The 17,760-nt window shown below is 67.4% G+C and carries 13 protein-coding genes and 1 pseudogene; 9 read left to right on the forward strand and 5 right to left on the reverse strand.

From position 1 onward, the window contains the following. The 7 genes and pseudogenes from ACYQ8K_RS28145 to ACYQ8K_RS28175 all read left to right on the forward strand — a co-directional run. A pseudogene (locus tag ACYQ8K_RS28145) lies at nt 1-74 on the forward strand (hypothetical protein); the annotation flags it as partial. Nucleotides 75-189: 115 nt separating this feature from the next. Then, nucleotides 190-1,311: an MCE family protein gene (locus tag ACYQ8K_RS28150; protein ID WP_459974359.1), complete on the forward strand. Its 1,122-nt coding sequence runs from the start codon at nt 190-192 to the stop codon at nt 1,309-1,311. Further along, a complete protein-coding gene (locus ACYQ8K_RS28155) occupies nt 1,312-2,784 on the forward strand; it encodes an MCE family protein (RefSeq protein WP_459974361.1) in 1,473 nt (490 codons plus the stop codon). Between the two features lie 16 nt (nt 2,785-2,800). Next, on the forward strand, nt 2,801-3,472 hold the full coding sequence (locus ACYQ8K_RS28160) for an Mce protein (protein ID WP_459974363.1): 672 nt from the start codon (nt 2,801-2,803) through the stop codon (nt 3,470-3,472). After that, nucleotides 3,469-4,080, forward strand: coding sequence for a hypothetical protein (locus tag ACYQ8K_RS28165; protein ID WP_459974365.1), 612 nt, complete (start codon nt 3,469-3,471; stop codon nt 4,078-4,080). The genes ACYQ8K_RS28160 and ACYQ8K_RS28165 overlap by 4 nt, the downstream gene beginning before the upstream one ends. A 14-nt stretch (nt 4,081-4,094) precedes the next feature. Further along, nucleotides 4,095-4,592, forward strand: a complete 498-nt coding sequence (locus ACYQ8K_RS28170) for a CAP domain-containing protein (protein WP_459974367.1) — start codon at nt 4,095-4,097, stop codon at nt 4,590-4,592. Nucleotides 4,593-4,625: 33 nt separating this feature from the next. Then, nucleotides 4,626-6,017: an MBL fold metallo-hydrolase gene (locus ACYQ8K_RS28175; RefSeq protein ID WP_459974369.1), complete on the forward strand. Its 1,392-nt coding sequence runs from the start codon at nt 4,626-4,628 to the stop codon at nt 6,015-6,017. On the opposite strand, the gene ACYQ8K_RS28180 is transcribed toward ACYQ8K_RS28175, so the two are convergent. The 3 genes from ACYQ8K_RS28180 to ACYQ8K_RS28190 form a co-directional block, all read right to left on the reverse strand. After that, on the reverse strand, nt 6,014-6,598 hold the full coding sequence (locus tag ACYQ8K_RS28180; protein ID WP_459974371.1) for a rhodanese-like domain-containing protein: 585 nt from the start codon (nt 6,596-6,598) through the stop codon (nt 6,014-6,016). The two genes, ACYQ8K_RS28175 and ACYQ8K_RS28180, sit on opposite strands and share 4 nt — an antisense overlap. A gap of 67 nt (nt 6,599-6,665) precedes the next feature. Continuing rightward, entirely contained in the window at nt 6,666-6,938 is a 273-nt protein-coding gene (locus ACYQ8K_RS28185) for a hypothetical protein (protein ID WP_459974379.1), read from the reverse strand. Nucleotides 6,939-7,091: 153 nt separating this feature from the next. Continuing rightward, the gene (locus ACYQ8K_RS28190; RefSeq protein ID WP_459974373.1) at nt 7,092-11,333 is read right to left on the reverse strand and encodes a molybdopterin-dependent oxidoreductase; all 4,242 of its coding nucleotides are present in this window, start codon (nt 11,331-11,333) and stop codon (nt 7,092-7,094) included. A gap of 329 nt (nt 11,334-11,662) precedes the next feature. Here ACYQ8K_RS28190 and ACYQ8K_RS28195 point away from each other — a divergent pair, with 329 nt between their 5' ends. After that, entirely contained in the window at nt 11,663-12,130 is a 468-nt protein-coding gene (locus ACYQ8K_RS28195) for an LppP/LprE family lipoprotein (protein WP_065027225.1), read from the forward strand. Nucleotides 12,131-12,460: 330 nt separating this feature from the next. Beyond that, a complete protein-coding gene (locus ACYQ8K_RS28200; protein WP_459974381.1) occupies nt 12,461-13,861 on the forward strand; it encodes a nitrate/nitrite transporter in 1,401 nt (466 codons plus the stop codon). Here ACYQ8K_RS28200 and ACYQ8K_RS28205 read toward each other — a convergent pair. Together ACYQ8K_RS28205 and ACYQ8K_RS28210 are read right to left on the reverse strand one after the other, a co-directional pair. Further along, nucleotides 13,851-15,803 carry an acyl-CoA dehydrogenase family protein gene (locus ACYQ8K_RS28205; protein WP_459974375.1) on the reverse strand — a complete coding sequence of 651 codons (1,953 nt, stop codon included), beginning with the start codon at nt 15,801-15,803 and terminating at the stop codon, nt 13,851-13,853. The two genes, ACYQ8K_RS28200 and ACYQ8K_RS28205, sit on opposite strands and share 11 nt — an antisense overlap. Before the next feature lie 102 nt (nt 15,804-15,905). Beyond that, a partial coding sequence (locus ACYQ8K_RS28210; protein WP_459974377.1) for an ATP-binding cassette domain-containing protein occupies nt 15,906-17,760 on the reverse strand: 1,855 nt, incomplete at its 5' end.

Here is a 17,760-nt window from a genome sequence, read left to right on the forward strand (position 1 = left end):
TGGGCATCTCCGCGGATCCGGTCGCGGCCACCAACCAGCTCATCCAGTTGCTCGACGACTACCACCGGCGCCGCCCCCCGAGCCGCCGGCCCTCGGCGATCAACCACCACCGGCCGAACCGCCTCCCGCGAACACCACGTCCAACTCGATCGAGGTGCTGCAGAACCTGATGCTTCCGACGGGGCCGTCATGAGGCGTGCGGTGACCGCGGTCGTCGGCCTGATATGCGTTGGGGCCCTGTCGGCGTGCGGCTGGCGCGGCCTGAATTCGTTCAGCCTGCCCGGCACCGCGGGCGGGGGCCCCGGTTCGTACACGATCCAGGCGCAGATGCCCGATGTCGTCACGATCCAGGAGAACACCCGTGTCCGGGTGGACGACGTCAACGTCGGCAACGTCACCAAGATCGAGCTGCAGGATTGGCACGCGCTGGTGACCATGCGGATCAACGGCGACGTGCACCTGCCGGCCAATTCGACCGCCAAGCTCGGACAGACCAGTCTGCTCGGCTCGATGCACATCGAGCTCGCGCCGCCCAAAGGCGAGCGGCCGGTCGGCCAACTCAAGGCGGGGTCGGTCATCCCGTTGTCGCGCGCCAGCCTGTATCCCACCACCGAGCAGACGCTCGCCTCGGTGTCGATCCTGCTCAACGGCGGCGGCATCGGGCAGCTGCAGGAGATCACCCAGGCCGTCGCCAAGGCATTCGCCGGCCGCGAGGACGACATGCGCAGCCTGCTGAGTCAGATCGACGAATTCATCGCCAAAACCAACGACCAGACCGACGACATCATCGCCGCTGCCGAGAATCTCAACGCGTTGGCCGGGCAGGTCGCCGCCAACGACCCCGTCGTCGACAAAGCGCTGACGTCCGTGCCCAAGGCGCTGGACGTCCTGGCCAAGGAGCGCGCGAAGATCGCCGATACCATCGATCAGGTCGGCAAATTCAGCGCGATCGCCGCCGACACCATCCACCAGAGCCGGGAATCCCTGGTGAACAACCTGCGCAACATCGCACCGGTGCTGCACTCGCTCGCCGACGCGGGTCCCTCGCTCACCAAGGGACTCGACGGCTTGGCGACCTACCCGTGGCCGGCATCCACCGTGCGGAACTGGTTCCGCGGCGATTACGCCAACCTCACCCTGGTCGTCGACCTGACGCTGAGCCGCATCGATCAGGGCCTGTTCACCGGTTCGCGATGGGAAGGCAACCTGACCCAACTCGAACTGCAGTGGGGCCGCACTATCGGGATGCAGCCGAGCCCGGTCACCGGGGGTAACCCGCTGACCTATCCGTACCACTTCGGGGGGTACTGAGTGCTTCGGTTGAATCGCCGGACATGGATCCAGCTGTCAATCCTGACGCTGGTGACCGTTGTTTCTTGTGGCGCAATGGCATTCAACTTCATGAAGCTGCCCGCCACGTTGTTCGGGATCGGGGAGTACAAGGTCACGGTCGACCTGCCGCAATCGGGTGGGCTTTACGAGACCTCGGTGGTCACCTATCGCGGTACCGACGTGGGCCAGGTCAAGTCGGTCGGCGTGACCGCCACCGGGGTGCGCGCGGTGCTGGCCATGAGGTCGGGGGTCAAGGTGCCCTCGGACGTGCAGGCGTCGGTGCACAGCCGCTCGGCGATCGGGGAGCAGTACATCGAGCTGACGCCCCAGCCCGGCAAGGAGGACGGCCAGCATTCCCGCATGCTGCGTGACGGCGACCTCATCACCGCCGGGCACGTCGACGTCCCCGTCGACATCGGGCGCCTGCTCGACATGACCAACCGTGCGCTGCAGGCGATTCCACGGGACAACCTGCGCACCGTGATCGACGAGACCAACCGCGCGGTTGGCGGCCTCGGGCCCGAACTGTCCCGCATCGTCGACGGGTCGACCGCACTGGCCGTCGCCGGCGGCCGGACCGTCGACCCGCTCGCCGCCCTCATCGACCAGGCGCCGCCGGTGCTCGACTCGCAGGTGCAGACATCCGGTGCGATCGCCACGTGGGCCGGCCGCACCGCGGCCCTCATGGCGCAGTTCAAGGCGCAGGACGCCGCGGTGCGAGACCTGTTGACACAGGGCACTTCCGGCATCGAAGAGGGGCGCGCGATGCTGGACCGGGTGTCGCCGGCGCTGCCGGTGCTGTTCGCCAACCTGGTGAGCCTGGGCGACATCGCGGTCGTCTACCGCCACGACATCGAACAACTCCTGGTGCTGCTGCCGCAGGGCATCGCGGCCATGGCGGCGATCATCGTGCCGAGCTCGAACACCAAGCAGGAGTACCGGGGCGCCCAGCTGGACTTCAACCTCAACCTCAACCTGCCGCCGCCCTGCACGACGGGATACCTGCCGCCGGCGCAGCGCCGCTCGCCGGCCAGCGTCGACGCTCCGGACCGGCCCGCGGCCGACCTGTATTGCCGGGTGCCGCAGGACTCCGAGTTCAATGTCCGTGGCGTGCGCAACATTCCGTGTGAGAGCAAGCCGTGGAAGCGGGCGCCCACCGTCGAACTGTGCGAAAGCGACGAAGACTACGTGCCGCTCAACGAGGGTTACAACTGGAAGGGCGATCCCAATGCCACCACCAGCGGTCAAGGTGTCCCGCAGTACCCACCTGGCCAGGATCCGCGGCTGCCACCGCCGCGGGGCACGGCGCCGCCACCGGCGCCGGTAGCGGTCGCGACGTATGACCCGGCCAGCGGCGAATACATCGGCCCGGACGGGCGCCGCTATACCGAGTCGGACCTGGCGCACCCCCGCGCCAAGACCTGGCAATCACTCCTTGTCCCGCAACCCTGAGAGTTGAAGGAGCACCATGGCGGACAAACCCGATGCCCCCACGACGGAGGAAAACGTCGAGGAGCCAACGGCACTCGACGTGACCGCGGATATCGACCCGGCCGAGGCCGAAGAGGCGGAAAAGATCCATGCCGAAGACGGCGACGGCGGTGAGAGCCCACCCGCGGGCAGGCTCGCGCGGTGGCGCGAGTTCGCCCGGCCGCGGCGGCTTTCGCGCACCGGGTCGGCGTTCGTGGCCGGCGGCCTCATCGTGGCGACGCTGGCCGGCCTGAGCGGCTGGCTCGGGTACCGCGCCTACCAAAAGCACGACGCTCAGGCCCGGCAGAGCCTGTACGTCGCGACGGCCCGTCAGGGCGCGGTGAACCTCACCACGATCAACTACACCCAGGTCGACGCCGACGTGCAGCGGATCCTCGATCTGGCCACCGGTGCGTTCCGGGACGACTTCGAGCAGCGCTCCAAGCCGTTCATGGAGGTCGTCAAGGCGGCGCAGTCGAAATCGGAAGGGACGGTTACCGATGCCGGACTGGAATCCCAACGCGGCGACTCGGCGCAGGTTCTGGTGGCGGTCGCGGTGAAATCGCGCACCGCTGGGGGCGAGGAGGCGCCGCGGGAATGGCGCATGCGAATCGAGGTCAGATCCGTCGGCGATGACGCCAAGGTCTCCAACGTGGTGTTCGTGCCATGACGACACTGAAGGAAGACGTGAACGTCGATACCACCGATGACGAACTGGATTCCAAAGGCGCGCAACAGGAATCCGAGGCGGACGAATCCGAGGTGCAGCCGAAGCCCGAGCGGGCCAGCCGCCCCATCGTGTGGTCACGGGTGTTCGCCTACGGGATCTTGCCCGCCCTGGCATTGGCGTTGGCCCTCGGCGCCGGGTACCTCAAGTGGTCGGCGGGGGAGGCGGACGATCTCGCACGGGCCCGGGCCGAATCGGTGCAGGCGGCCCGTGACGACGCCGTCACCTTGTTGACCTATCACGCCGACACGGTGGACAAGGACCTCGCCGCGGCGCGCGAACGGCTCACCGGCGAGTTCAAGGACGCCTACGCCGAGCTGACCCGCCAGGTCGTCGTGCCCGGCGCGAAGGAAAAGCACATCTCGTCGGTGGCCAAAGCCAATGCCGCGGCGTCAGTTTCGGCGACCGCGAATCACGCCGTGGCGTTGGTGTATGTCGACCAGACGGTGACCATCGGCACGGGCGCTCCCACCGACACCCAGCCGGTCGTGCGGGTGACGCTGGACAAGGTCGACGGCCGGTGGCTGGTGTCGCGCTTCGACCCCGTGTGATTCGGGGAGCCGTCATGGAACTCTCGGTACGCCGCTGGTCGGCCGCCGGCGTTGTCCTCGTGGGCACGGCCGCCGTGGCGGCTCCGGCCGCGCAGGCCGACAACAAGCGGCTCAACAGCGCGGTGGTGTCCGCCGTCTACACCCTGCAACACCAGGCGGGCTGCACGAACGACGTCGTCAGGAACAACGCGCTCACGCTGGCCGCCGAGTGGCACGCCGACGACATGATCAACAACCGAAACATCAACGACGACATCGGCTCCGACGGCTCGACGCCACAAGACCGCGCCAATGCCGCGGGCTTCCGCGGCAGGGCCGCCGAGACGGTGGCCATCAACCCTGCCATCGCCATCAGCAGCCTGGAACTGGTCAACCAGTGGTATTACAACCCCGATGACATGGCGATCATTCGCGATTGCGCGAACACCGCCATCGGTGTGTGGTCGGACAACAGCATGGACCGCACCGTGGTGGTCGCGGTGTACGGGCAACCGGACCAACCCAAACGGTAAGCGGCAGAGGGAATTTACTCTGGGAGGCGTTCCATGATCTTCACGCAGCACTATCTGAGTTGCCTGTCGCAGGCGTCCTACTTCATCGGGGACGAGAGCAGCGGTCGTGCGGTCGTCGTCGACCCGCGCCGCGACGTCGCCGTCTATCTCGAGCAGGCGGCCGAGCATGGGCTTCGCATAGAGCGCGTCATCGAGACGCATATCCATGCCGACTTCCTCAGCGGCCACCTGGAGTTGGCGGAGGCCACCGGGGCGGTGATCTCCTACGGGGAGGGCGCCGACGTCGAATTCTCGATCGAGCCGCTCCACGATGGGCAGCGAATCTCCCTGGGCGAGGTGACGTTCGAGGTGCTGGCGACGCCGGGCCACACCCCGGAGTCGATATGCATCGTGGTCTACGAGCATCGCGGCGACGAGGTGCCCTACGGTGTCCTCACCGGCGACACGCTGTTCGTCGGCGACGTCGGGCGGCCGGATCTCTGCTCGTCCGCGGGCATCACCGCCGAGGAGCTCGCCGCGTCGCTCTACCGGTCCCTGCACGACAAACTGCTCGCATTGCCCGACGCCACGCGGGTGTTCCCTGCGCACGGCGCCGGATCATCTTGCGGCAAGCAGCTTTCGAGCGAGACCAGTTCGACCATCGGCGACCAGAAGAAGAGCAACTATGCGCTGAACAAGCCCGACGTGCAGGCATTCATCGCCGCGGTCACCGACGGGCAATCGGTGCAGCCGCCCTATTTCCAGTTCGACTCCAAACGCAACACCGAGGCGCATCCGCTGCTCGATGACGACCCGCCGCCCCTGCTGGACATCGACGACGTGTTGCAACTTGCGGAACGGGGCGCCGTTCTCCTGGACACGCGGGAGCCGAGTGATTATGCCTCCGGCCATCTGCGCGGTGCTGTCAACGTCAGCCTGCAGGGCCGCTTCGCCGAGTGGGCAGGCAACGTGCTGTCCCCGGATCGCGACATCGTGCTGGTCGGTGATCCCGTGCACGCCCGTGAGTCCAAGATCCGGCTTGCCCGAGTGGGTTTCGACCGGGTAGTAGGCCAGTTGCGCGGCCTGGCCCGAGTTGTCACCCGGCGGGGCGAACTCGTGTCGGCCGCATCCCGCTTGAGCGTCCATCAACTCGCCGGATTGCGTGACGCGGAGCCCCGGTTGCAGGTGGTGGACGTGCGCGGGCCAGGTGAAGTGGAGGACGGGACCATTCCCGGTGCGAGCGTGATTCCCCTACCGGCGCTGACGGATTCGTTGTCGGAGATCGATCGGAACGCGCCCGTCGTCGTCTACTGCGCGAGTGGTACCCGCTCGATGGTGGCCGCCAGCGTCCTGCGGGCGTCCGGCTACGGCGACGTGTCGGACGTGCTGGGCGGCTACGGCGCCTGGACGGGTGCCGAATTACCGACCGAAGACGCCAGCCCTTAGCCTTCGCTGCCGAGCGCGGACAGGACCGCTTCGGGATCCGGTGTGGCGCCACGGTTGTAGGGCAGCTTGGACAGGGCCGTGGCCATCGCGCACGTGTTGGTCAGGGCGGCGAAAGTCAACCCGCCCCCGATCGCGGCCGCCACCCACTTGAGCCGAGGGAATGCGGCGCTGCCCAGCACCGAGGACAGCACCACGGATCCGGCGACGAGGCGCACCTGACGTTCGAGCTCCCACCGCTGCGCGCCGCGGTCGACGGCGAAACCCTGTGCCTCCCAGTCGATGATTCCGTTCTCGAGGACGCGTCCGCCGGTCACTCCCGCATCGCGCAACAGCGCGTGGGCTTTGGCCGAGCGTTGCCCGGAGCGGCACACCAGCACGACGTCGCGCCCGCCGCCGAGGCGCCGGGCGATGTCGCGGGTGTGGTTTTCCAGCATGTCGAGTGGCACGTTGTGAGAGTCCGCGATGTGTGCGGTCTCGAACTCGGCCGGGGTGCGCACGTCGACAACGCGTGGGGCGGTGGGTGAGGCGAGCAGCTCACGAAGCTCGGCCGAGGTGATCGCATCGGTGACTGTCGCGGTCATGGGTCCTCCCGGGGTGAGCGTTGTGCTTTTCGACTACCCCGGCCGGCCGGCGACGCCGACGTTCGGATCAATGTGAATCTGAGCGGATCTGCAGCGTTTCCGCGCCGTCACGCTCGTCGGCGGCCTCGCAGACGCACACGTGAGCGCCGTGTCGCCACGGCCCGAACTGCGTGCCGCGCCTGCGCAGCAGATGCTGCCAGAAGACCTTGTCGCGTTGATCCCGCGAGAACGCGAAATCCAGGTTGACGGGCAGCCCCGCCCAATCGACCTGGTCACTGACCAGTTCGTCGGCCGTCCCGCCGTATCGCAGCCGGCATTGCAGCGGGCAGCCGTTCTTGATGACCCGATCGGGTCCATCACACTCCCGAGCCACGATGACGTCACTCCTTCAGGTGCGCGACCTTGTGAGTGCATCGTGCGACGCCGAAGTTTCGGCGGCGGTTGCGCGATGTTTCTGCTGTGTTACGGCTGGGGCGGCGGCGGCCGATCGGCCCTAGTAGACGTCGCGGTGGTAGCGCTTGTCGGCACTGAGCGACTGGACGTAGTCCCTCGCCGCGTCCGGGTCGAGCTGGCCGAACTCGGCGGCGATCTCGCAGAGCGCCCGGTCGACGTCCTTGGCCATGGGATCCGCGGTGCCGCACACGTACAGCTGGGCGCCGTCCTGCAGCCAGCTCCACAGCTGCGCCCCGCGGTTGCGCATCAGGTGCTGCACGTAGACCTTCTGCTGCTGGTCGCGGGAGAACGCCAGGTCCAGCTCGGTGAGGAACCCGTCGTCACGCATTTGTTCGAGCTCATCGCGGTAGTAGAAGTCGGTGGCTGCGTGCTGCTCGCCGAAGAACAGCCAGTTCGGTCCGGTGTGGCCGAGCGCGCGCCGTTCCTGCAGGAAACCGCGGAAGGGCGCGATGCCGGTGCCGGGGCCGATCATGATCATCGGCGTGTCCGATTCGCTCGGCGGCCGGAAATTGCTCGACTGCTGCAGATAGACGGCGACCCGATCGCCGGGGGAGCGGTCGGCCAGGTAGGTCGAACACACCCCACGGCGCGGCACGCCCTGGAAGTTGAACCGCACCGGGGAGACCGTCAGGTGAACTTCCCCCGGACACGCTTTGGGACTCGACGAGATCGAGTACAGCCGCGGCTGAAGCCGCTTGAGGACCCGCAGCCACTCGTGGGCCGACGCGGACACCGGCAGCTTCGACAGCAGGTCGATGGACTGGCGCCCCCATGTCCAATCCGCCAGTGCGCGCTTGTTTTCCGGCTTCAGCAGTTCCGCGAGCGTCGGGTCACCGGTGCGCTCCTGGACGAATCGCACCAGGTCCCGGCTGATGTGGGCGATCTCGATGCGCTCGGTGAGCGCGGAGCGCAACGACATCAGCCCGTGCTCGCCGACCTCGACGGGGGTCTGGCCGTTCAGCCCGGTCACCGACAGCCACTCGTCGACCAACTCGTCGCTGTTGCGCGGCCACACCCCCAGCGCGTCGCCGGCCTCGTAGGTCACGGATTCTTCTGGCAGGTCGAACACCAAGTGCCGCACGTCTTTTGTCGATTCCGGCTGACTCAACACGGTGTTGCGGACCATGCCGGTGATCAGCGGGTGCTTCTTGCTGTAGGCGCTCGGCGCGTGGCCATTGGAGTGGGACGGCGTCGCAACCGGCGCAGTGCGGGCCGGTGCCACCGCGGCTCCGTCGCCGCCGACCGACGTCGGCGTCTTGGTCAGCGCGTCGATGACGTTGGCCACCCACTTCGCCGCGGTGTCGTCGTAATCGGGTTCGCAGTCCACCCGATCGGCGATGCGGGTCGCCCCCAGCTCGGCCAGCCGCGCGTCCAGTTTGCGGCCGTGACCGCAGAAGTCGTCGTAGTTGGAGTCGCCCAGGGCGAGCACGGCATAGCGGGTGTCGGTGAATCGCGGCGCACTTTCGCCGGTCAGCGCCCGCCAGAGGCCGGCGCCGTTGTCAGGCGCTTCGCCGTCACCGGTTGTGCTGGTGACGAACAACAGTTCTTTCGTCGTCGCCAGCTCGGCCACGGTGAAGTCGTCCATGCTCTGCAGCGCAACCGGAAGCTGGGCGGCGCCCAATTGCGCCGCGACCTCGGCGGCGAGTTCTTCCGCGTTCCCGGTCTGCGATGCCCACAGCACCACGATGGGAGCGCGCTCGGCGGCGGGTTTCGCATCGGCCGGGACGGCGGGCGGTTGTGCGGCCGCCTCCAGCGGTGTGGGTTGGGTTCCTTCGGGCAGCGCCACCGGTCGGGCCCCGTCGGTACGCGAAAACAGTCCCGCCAGAAGGCCGTCCACCCAGAGCCGGGTGCGGGAATCGAACGGCGCGCTCAGCGGCAGGGTGGGCACCCCGCTGGCGCTGCGACCCGCGTCCGAGCGAAGCCCGGACAACATGCCCGCCAGGTAGGTGCGACCGAGCTCGTTGAATTCCGGCTTGGGTTGTGTTGTCACACCCAGCAATTCACCGAGGGCGTCGATTTGTGACACGCTGATTTCTCGTACCTCCGTGGGCGCGGGTTCTGGTGTGTCGATGGGCGCCGGCTTCTCGGTGTCCGGAACGGGTTGCGAGACGGCGACCTTCGTCAGCGTGACGGCGCACGCCTTGAATTCGGGCTGGTTGGAGATCGGGTCGACCGCATCGTTGGTGACGGCGTTGATCGACAGGTATTCGCCGAACGCGTCATTCCAGTGGAACGGCGCGAAGCAGTTACCGGGCCGCACCCGGTCGCTGACGACGGCGGGCAGCACGGCACGTCCTCGGCGGGAAGAGATTTCGACCTGATCGTCGTCGGCGATCTGCAGGCGCGCGGCGTCGTCGGGGTGGATCTCGACGAACGGCCCGGGATTGAGCTTGTTGAGCTTGGCGACCTTGCCGGTCTTGGTCATCGTGTGCCATTGGTGCGGCAGGCGACCGGTGTTCAGCAGGAACGGGTAGTCGTCGTCGGGCATCTCCTCGGGCATCAGGTGCGGGCGGGCGAAGAACACCGCCCGTCCCGTCGCCGTGGGGAAGGCCAGTCGCGGCACGCTGCCGTCCTCGCGCACCAGCCGCGTCTGGCTGACACCGTCGTTGAGATAGCGGATCGGGTTGCGGTCACCGTCACCCGCCGGTGGGCACGGCCACTGCAGCGGGCCCCGACGCAGCCGCTCGTAGCTGACGCCGCGCAGGTCATAACCGGTCTTCGGGTTCCAGAACCGCTTGATCTCTTCGAAGACTTCCTCGGCGGAGCCGTAGCTGAATGCCTCCGAAAAGCCCATCTCGCAAGCGATCCGGGCGATGATCTGCCAGTCGGGCAGCGCGTGGCTCGGCGCCTGGACCGCGGGCTGGAACAAGGTCATGTTGCGCTCGGAATTAACCATGACCCCTTCGGACTCCGCCCAGAGGGTCGCGGGCAACAACACGTCAGCGTATTCGTTGGTCTCGGTCTCGAAGAACGCGTCTTGGGCTATCACCAATTCGGCGCGCTCCAGCCCGGCCAGCACCGTCTTTCGGTTGGCAACGGAGGCAACGGGATTGGTGCAGATGATCCAGCAGGCCTTGATCTGCCCGTCGGCCATCCGGGAGAACATGTCGATGGTGCCGCTGCCCACCTCCGTGCGCAGTGTGCCGTGGGGGATGCCCCAAAGGTTTTCCACGAATTCGCGGTCGTCGTCGGACGCCACCGAGCGCTGGCCCGGCAATCCCGGCCCCATGTAACCCATCTCGCGACCGCCCATCGCGTTGGGTTGTCCGGTGAGGGAGAAGGGGCCGCTGCCCGGCTTGCAGATCGCGCCGGTGGCCAGGTGCAGGTTGCAGATGGCGTTGGTGTTCCAGGTGCCGTGGGTGCTCTGGTTGAGACCCATCGTCCAGCAGCTCATGAAACTCTCCGCCTCGCCGATCATTTGAGCTGCCGCGCGGATGTCCGCTTCGGGGATGCCGGTCACCGCGCTGACCATGTCGGGGGTGTACTGCTCCAGGAAACTGGGCATCACCTCCCAGCCTTCGGTGAATTCGGCGATGAAATCGGCGTCGGTGTGGCCGTTCTCGACGATCAGGTGCAGCAATCCGTTGAGCAGTGCCAGATCCGATCCCGGCGCGATCTGCAGGAACAGGTCGGCCTTGTCCGCGGTCGCGGTGCGGCGCGGGTCGACGACGATCAGCTTTGCGCCGGCCTTGACCCGGTCCATCATGCGCAGGAACAGGATGGGATGGCAGTCGGCCATGTTCGCGCCGATGACGAAAAAGACGTCGGCATGCTCGAAGTCCTGGTAAGACCCGGGAGGTCCGTCCGCGCCCAGTGAGAGCTTGTAACCAGAACCCGCGCTGGCCATGCACAGTCGCGAGTTCGACTCGATCTGGTTGGTGCCGATGAAGCCCTTGGTCAGTTTGTTCGCCAGGTACTGCGCCTCGATGGACATCTGGCCGGACACGTACATCGCGAAGGCGTCCGCGCCGTGCTCATCGACGATCGCGCGTAACCGCTTCGCGCATTGGGTGATCGCCTGGTCCATGTCGATGGGCTCGAGTGGTTCGCCGCGGTCGGCTCGCGCATGCGCCGAGTCCATCCGTCCCGGCGCGCCGAGCATGTCCGCGGTGGTGGCGCCCTTGGTGCACAACCGGCCGAAGTTAGCCGGATGTTCCTTGTTCCCAACCGACTTGGCGACGTGATCGCGTCCGGTTTTCGGGTCCGTTGTGATCTGCAACACCATGCCGCAACCGACGCCGCAGTAAGCGCACATGGTGTTCACGGCGTTCTCACGCGCCATGGACTCCCTTGCCACGCTTACGTCCCTCCGTCGAGTGCGTACGGGTTAGCTCCGTATCGGGTGAGTTCATTGTGGAACAGGCATGTTTCGGCATCGCTGCTCGAAATTTCCCCCGGTTTACTTCTTCCTCTCAACGGCCAACGCACCGGTGTGAAATCGCCGGGGGAATTCAGGGCTCAGGATCGCGTTAGCGCAGGTCACCGTTGACCACCCGTCCCGCTTGAGGTTACTCAGCGCGGCCCTCGAAACGCTTCTCGGAATGGGGTTTTTGACCAAACCGATGGGACATTCACAGCCTTCGCTAAGCTCACCGGGTGCGTCAGCTCATTGTGATCTTTCTGGTTTTGCTGGCCTCCGGCTGCGGCTGGAAGCCGACCGCGCCACCGCAGGCCCGGCCCGACACCTGCAAGGACTCCGATGGGCCCACGGCCGACACGGTGCGCCGGGCCATCACCGCGGTTCCCATCGCCGTTCCCGGCACCATCTGGGTCGAGATGGGCCGGGGGCACACGCGAAATTGCCGGTTGCACTGGGTGCAGATCATCCCGACGATCGCCAGCGAATCAAGTCCGCAACAACTGCTGTTCTTCGATCACAACACGCCGCTGGGTAGCCCCACCTCGAACCCGAAGCCGTATATAACCGTGCTACCACCTTCGGATGACACCGTCACCGTTCAATACCAGTGGCAGAAGGGAAATGATCAGCTGTGCTGTCCCACCGGGATCGGAACGGTGAAGTTCCGGATCGGCCCGGACGGCAAGCTGCAGACCCTCGGCAAGGTTCCGAATCAATAACGTTTTGCGCCAACGATTTCGCCGCACACCAATGGCGTTGTGTAACAGTCTCATCACGCCGGCGGGGCCGCATGGCCGGGGCCGGGCGCGATCCACGAATCAAAACCGCCCGGGGCGAACGCATTTCGGCCCGGCCGCAACATCGGCCAACCCGCGCGGCGTTGACTCAGGAAATTCTCATCGCGCGATGCGGGATTGCTTGGGAAGTCCTGGCATCCTGGACGGCCGGTGCCCGGCGAGCGCCGCGGAGCCACCGACATCGGCTGGCCGCCGGGCGACCCGGCATCCGCGTGTGACGTGCACGAGCGTCGAGGCTGGGAGGCAGGTTTGATGGGGTGGTCACGACGGATCTCGCACTGGGACCCCGAAGACGACGCGGCGTGGGAAGCCGGTAACAAGGTCATCGCCCGGCGCAATCTGGTCTGGTCCATCGCGACCATGCATGTCGCCTTTTCGATCTGGTACCTGTGGTCGGCCATGGTGCTGTTCATGCCGCAGTCCGTTTACGGTTTCTCCACCGGCGACAAGCTGTTGGTGGGCGCCACCGCGGCGCTGGTGGGGGCGCTGGTGCGCATCCCCTACGCCATGGCCACGGCCCGGCTGGGCGGCCGCAACTGGGCGGTGGTGTCGTCGCTGGTGCTCCTGACCCCCACCGTGGCCGCCATCGTGCTGTTGGCGCATCCCGGCCTGCCGTTGTGGCCGTATCTGGTGTGCGCGGCGCTGACCGGCCTGGGCGGCGGCAACTACGCGGCTTCGCTGGCCAATGTCGAATCGTTCTTCCCGCAGCGTCGCAAGGGCTTCGCGCTGGGCCTCACCGGCGGGATCGGCAACCTGGGCGCGGCGAGCATCCAGGCCGTCGGGCTCGTCGTGCTGGCCACTGCGGGCAACCAGGCGCCGTATTGGGTGTGCGCCGTCTACCTGGTGCTCCTGGCCGTCGTCGGCGTCGGCGCCGCGCTGTTCATGGACAACCTGGACCACTTCATCGAGGTCGCGCACGTGCGCTCCGTGCTTGCGGTGCCCGACACCTGGGCGATCTCGTTTCTCTACATGTGCGCCTCGGGGTCGTTCATCGGCTTCGCGTTCGCGTTCGGCCAGGTCATCGCGCACAACCTGATCGCGGGCGGGCAGACCCATGCGCAGGCGGCCCTGCACGCCGCGGAGATCGCCTTCATCGGGCCGCTGCTCGGATCGGTGGCGCGGGTGATCGGCGGCAGGCTGGGCGACCGCTTCGACGGCGGCCGCGTCACGCTCACCGTGCTGGCCGCGATGATCGGCGCCGGCGGGTTCCTGGTCGCGGTGAGCACCCACGACGACCTGACCCGCGCCCCGGGCGCACCGGTGTCGCTCTACACCACCGCCGGCTACATCGCCGGATTCATCGCCCTGTTCATTTTCTGCGGCGTCGGCAAGGGCTCGGTGTTCAAGCTCATCCCCTCGGTCTTCGCCGAGCGCAGCCGCGCGCTGGACCTGGGCAACACCGAGCGCAGGCACTGGGAGCGCGTCAGGTCGGCGGCGTTGATCGGGTTCGCCGGCTCGTTCGGCGCGCTGGGCGGCATGGTGATCAACCTGGCGCTGCGGGAGTCTTACACCACCACCGGCACCGAGACGCCGGCCTTCTGGGCGTTCATGCTCTGCTACGTCGCCGCGGCGCTCTTGACCTGGACGAGGTACGTGCGGCCGCAACGCCCGGCCGGGCGGGAGGCGATCGCCGAACAGCCCGTCAGCTTGTGAGGGCCTCGGACAAGTTCTCCGGGTGCAGCATCTCGGCGTAGCGCAACCGCTCCGGGACGCCGAACCCGTCGACGACCGTCTCGGCGTGCGGGCGCAGCGCCCGGCACCGGTCGTTGATGCCGCGGGTGACCGCCTTGGCGCGCTCGGTGGACAGGTAGCGGTGTTCGATGTACCAGGCCTTGTCGTCCTCGATCACCGACAGCGCGTACAGATCGCACAGGATGCCGAGCAGTTCGCGGGCCTGCTCGTCGGGGCATGCGTCGATCCCGGCGACGAACGCTTCCAGCACCACGCGGTCGATGTGGGCGCTGGCCGCGTGCAGCACATGATCCTGCACCGAGTTGAACGCGTCGAATTCGGACATCTCTTTGGATTTGGCCTGCAGCCGGCGCGCCACGGATGCCAGCAGATATTCCTCGCGGTCTTCGAACATCTTGATCTGGGTGCCGCGGTTGAACAGGCTGCCCTCTTCTTCACTGTCTTGCCGGGCATCGACGATCGTTTGGATGATCGTTTCCGCCGCAGTGCGTTTGACGACGCGTTCGCCAACGGTGTTGGCGGCGAAGCGAACCCATTCGACCGGGCTCATGCTCTTGATGTCGTCGGCATAGGCCGTCAGCAATTCCTTGGCCACCAGCTGGGTCAGCACGTGGTTGTCGCCCTCGAACGTGGTGAAGACATCGGTGTCACCCCGCAGCCCGATCAGCCGGTTCTCGGCCATGTAGCCGGCGCCGCCGCACGCCTCGCGGGACTCTTGGATGGCGCGGCTGGCGTGCCAGGTGTTGGCGGCCTTCAGCCCGGCGGCGCGCGCTTCCAGTTCGCGCTGCTCGTCGGCGTCGGGTGCGTCCGCGCTCTGGACGTCGTGACACTTGCTGACCAGCTCGTTCTGGGCGAACTGCAGCGCGTATGACTTCGCGATCAACGGAAACAGTCGCCGCTGGTGCACCAGGTAATCCATGATCAGCACCTCGGAACCGTCATCGGGCGCGCTGAACTGCCTGCGCTGCAACGCATATCGGGTGGCGATGTCCAGGGCCACCCGGCCGGCGGCGCCGGCGCTGCCGCCCACGGTGATGCGGCCGCGGACCAGGGTGCCCAGCATGGTGAAGAACCGGCGGTTCGGGTTCTCGATCGGCGAACTGTAGGTGCCGTCGGCCGCGACGTCGCCGTACTTGTTCAGCAGGTTGACCCGCGGGACACGGACGTGATCGAACACGATGCGGCCGTTGTCGACGCCGGGCAGCCCGCCCTTGTACTCGCAGTCCGACGTGGTGACGCCGGGCAGGTCGTTGCCGTCCTCGTCGCGGATCGGGACCAGGACGCAGTGCACACCATGATTGACCGGCTTGCCGTCCTCGGTGGTGATCAGTTGCGCGAAAACCGCTGCCATGGTAGCGGTTTCGGCGGCCCCGCCGATGTAGTCCTTGCGCGCCGACGGGGTGGGGGAGTCGATGACGAACTCCTGGGTCTCCGGGTCGTAGGTCGCGGTGGTCTCCAGCGACTGCACGTCGCTGCCGTGTCCGGTCTCGGTCATCGCGAAACAGCCGCGCAACTCCAGGCTGATGATCTTGGGCACATAGATCTCGTGATGGCGCTCCGTGCCCAGGTTTTCCACGGCCCCGCCGAACAGCCCCCACTGCACGCCGGCCTTCACCATGAGTGACAGGTCCGACATCGCCAGCATCTCGATCATCGTGATCGCCGCACCGACGTCGCCGGTGCCACCGTGTTCCTTCTTGAAACTGTCTGCGGCCGCGCCGAACGCCGCCATGATCCGCATCTGCTCCGCCACCTTGGTGCGGGCGATCACCGTGTTCGGGGTGTAGTGCGGGCGGAAGAGATCCTCGGTGAGCGTGTCCCGCATCCGGTTTCTGACATCGCGCCAGCGCCCGTCCAAGGCGTTGCGCAGATACTCGGCAGTGGTAGTCGTTTCAGGCGCCATAATCCGACAGTAATGGGCGGTTCGCGTCGCGGCGAACATCGATGACGGTTCATGTCGCCGAACGAAACGTCGCGGCCTCCGTCAGCCGTCGTCGCCGGAAACTCAGCGCTCGGGGTGGCGGGTGTGCGGCCCGGGATTCGGGGATGGGCCGCGGCTTTGGCCGAGGGGCGAGCGCAGCCGGTAGAGCGTGAACCCGGCCGCGATGAGGCCGAACAACACGAGCATTCCCATGTCGAACACCCACCACCCGCTGTAGTGGGTCCACGTCACGGCGTCGGCGGCCAGCGAGTCGACCCTGCGCAGGTTCACGGTGGACGCCGCGGCCGCGAAACCCCACTGGGCCGGGACGAACCAGCTGATCTGCTGCAGGCCCAGCACGCTCACCAGCTGCACCAGGCTCCCGTTGAACAGCGCGGACGCCAGGATCACCGGAACCACCAGCGGCAGGACCTCCCGCAGCGACTTGCCCAGCGACGACAGCGCAAGCCCGGTGACCGCGGAGACGATCGCGGTGACGGCCACGCTCACGTAGAGCTCGACCGTGGCGTTGTGCAGCAAGACGGCGCTGCGTCCAGGCTCGCCCTTGACCGCGATGACGATCGCGAACACGACGGCCGTCCAGATGGCCGCGGCCACGGCGTAGACGGTGAGCTTGGCGGTCAGGTAGGCCGGCGCGGTCAGGCCGACCTCCTGCTCGCGGCGGAAGACGCGATGCTCGCACACGAGCGCGCGGATGGTCAGCGCCGTGCCGATGATCACCGCGGCGAGGTTGAAGGCGGCCAGGATCTCGATGGCTTCGTGCGCGTTGGTGCTACCCGGGTCGGGGCGCGTCAGGCCGGAATCACCCGGGATCAGCAGCGCGAGCCCCGCCAGCGCGAACGGCAGGATCGCCAGGAACGCGAAGTAGATGCGATCGCCGAGCAGCAGGCGAAGTTCGCGCCGGGCCACCAACCGGATCTGCCGGTTCCTGGACAGCCGGGGTGGCGGCGGACCGGGTGCCGCGACTTCGGGCGGGGTGGTCGGCGCCGCCGTCTGCGGACGCGCGAGGAAGGCGCGGTGGGCCCCGTCGGGATCGGCGCGGACCTGGGCGAGCACCCTCGACCAGTCGTTGGTGCCCATCGCGGACTCGACCTGCAACGGCGTCCCGAAGTACGCGACGTTGCCCGCGGCGGTGAGGACCAACACCTGGTCGCACGCGTTCACGTCGGTGAGCGAGGTCTGCGCCGAAATCGCGACGACGACGGCGCAGCCGATGTTGGCCTGGTGCCGCAGCATCGCCATGACGTGGCGCTGCTGGGCCGCGTCGAGTCCGGCGGTGGGTTCGTCGACCACGAGCAGGCTCGGCCGGCTGACGAGCTCGACCGCCAGGGCGGCGCACCGGCGCACCTCGGGCGAGAGCTTGCGGATCCTGGTGTCCCGGTGCGGCGTCAGCTCGAGTTCGTCGAGCACCTGGCCGACCACGCGGTCGCGTTGCTCGGCAACGGTGTCCGGTGGCAGCCGCAGTTCGGCGGCGTACTCCACCACCTGCGCGACGGTGAGCTGCCGGTGCAGGCGGTCCTCGCGCGGGACCACCCCGATGCGGCTGCGCATGAGCTCGGGCTCGGCGTGGACGTCATGTCCGTCCACGATGACGCGCCCGGCGCTGAGTGCTCTCGTGCCGGCCAGCACCGCGAGCAGCGCGGAATTGCGTGCGGTCGACGGCCCGATGACCGCGGTCATCGCGCCGGGACGCGCGGTGAACGAGATTCCCGACAGCGTCTCGCGGCCATCGACGGTCAGCCCCAGCCGGTGCGCCGCCACCCCGGTGGTGCGCGACGCGGTTTGCAGCGGCAGCCGAAAGGTGGAGTTGGGTTCGTCGGTGCGGAAGGAGGGGCGCTGGGCGCGCAGCTTGCTGGTCACCATCCGCTCGATCAGGCCCGGGCCTTTGTCCTGCTCGGGTGCCGCGGCGGGTGGGGGG

Source organism: Mycobacterium sp. MUNTM1 (assembly GCF_054660795.1).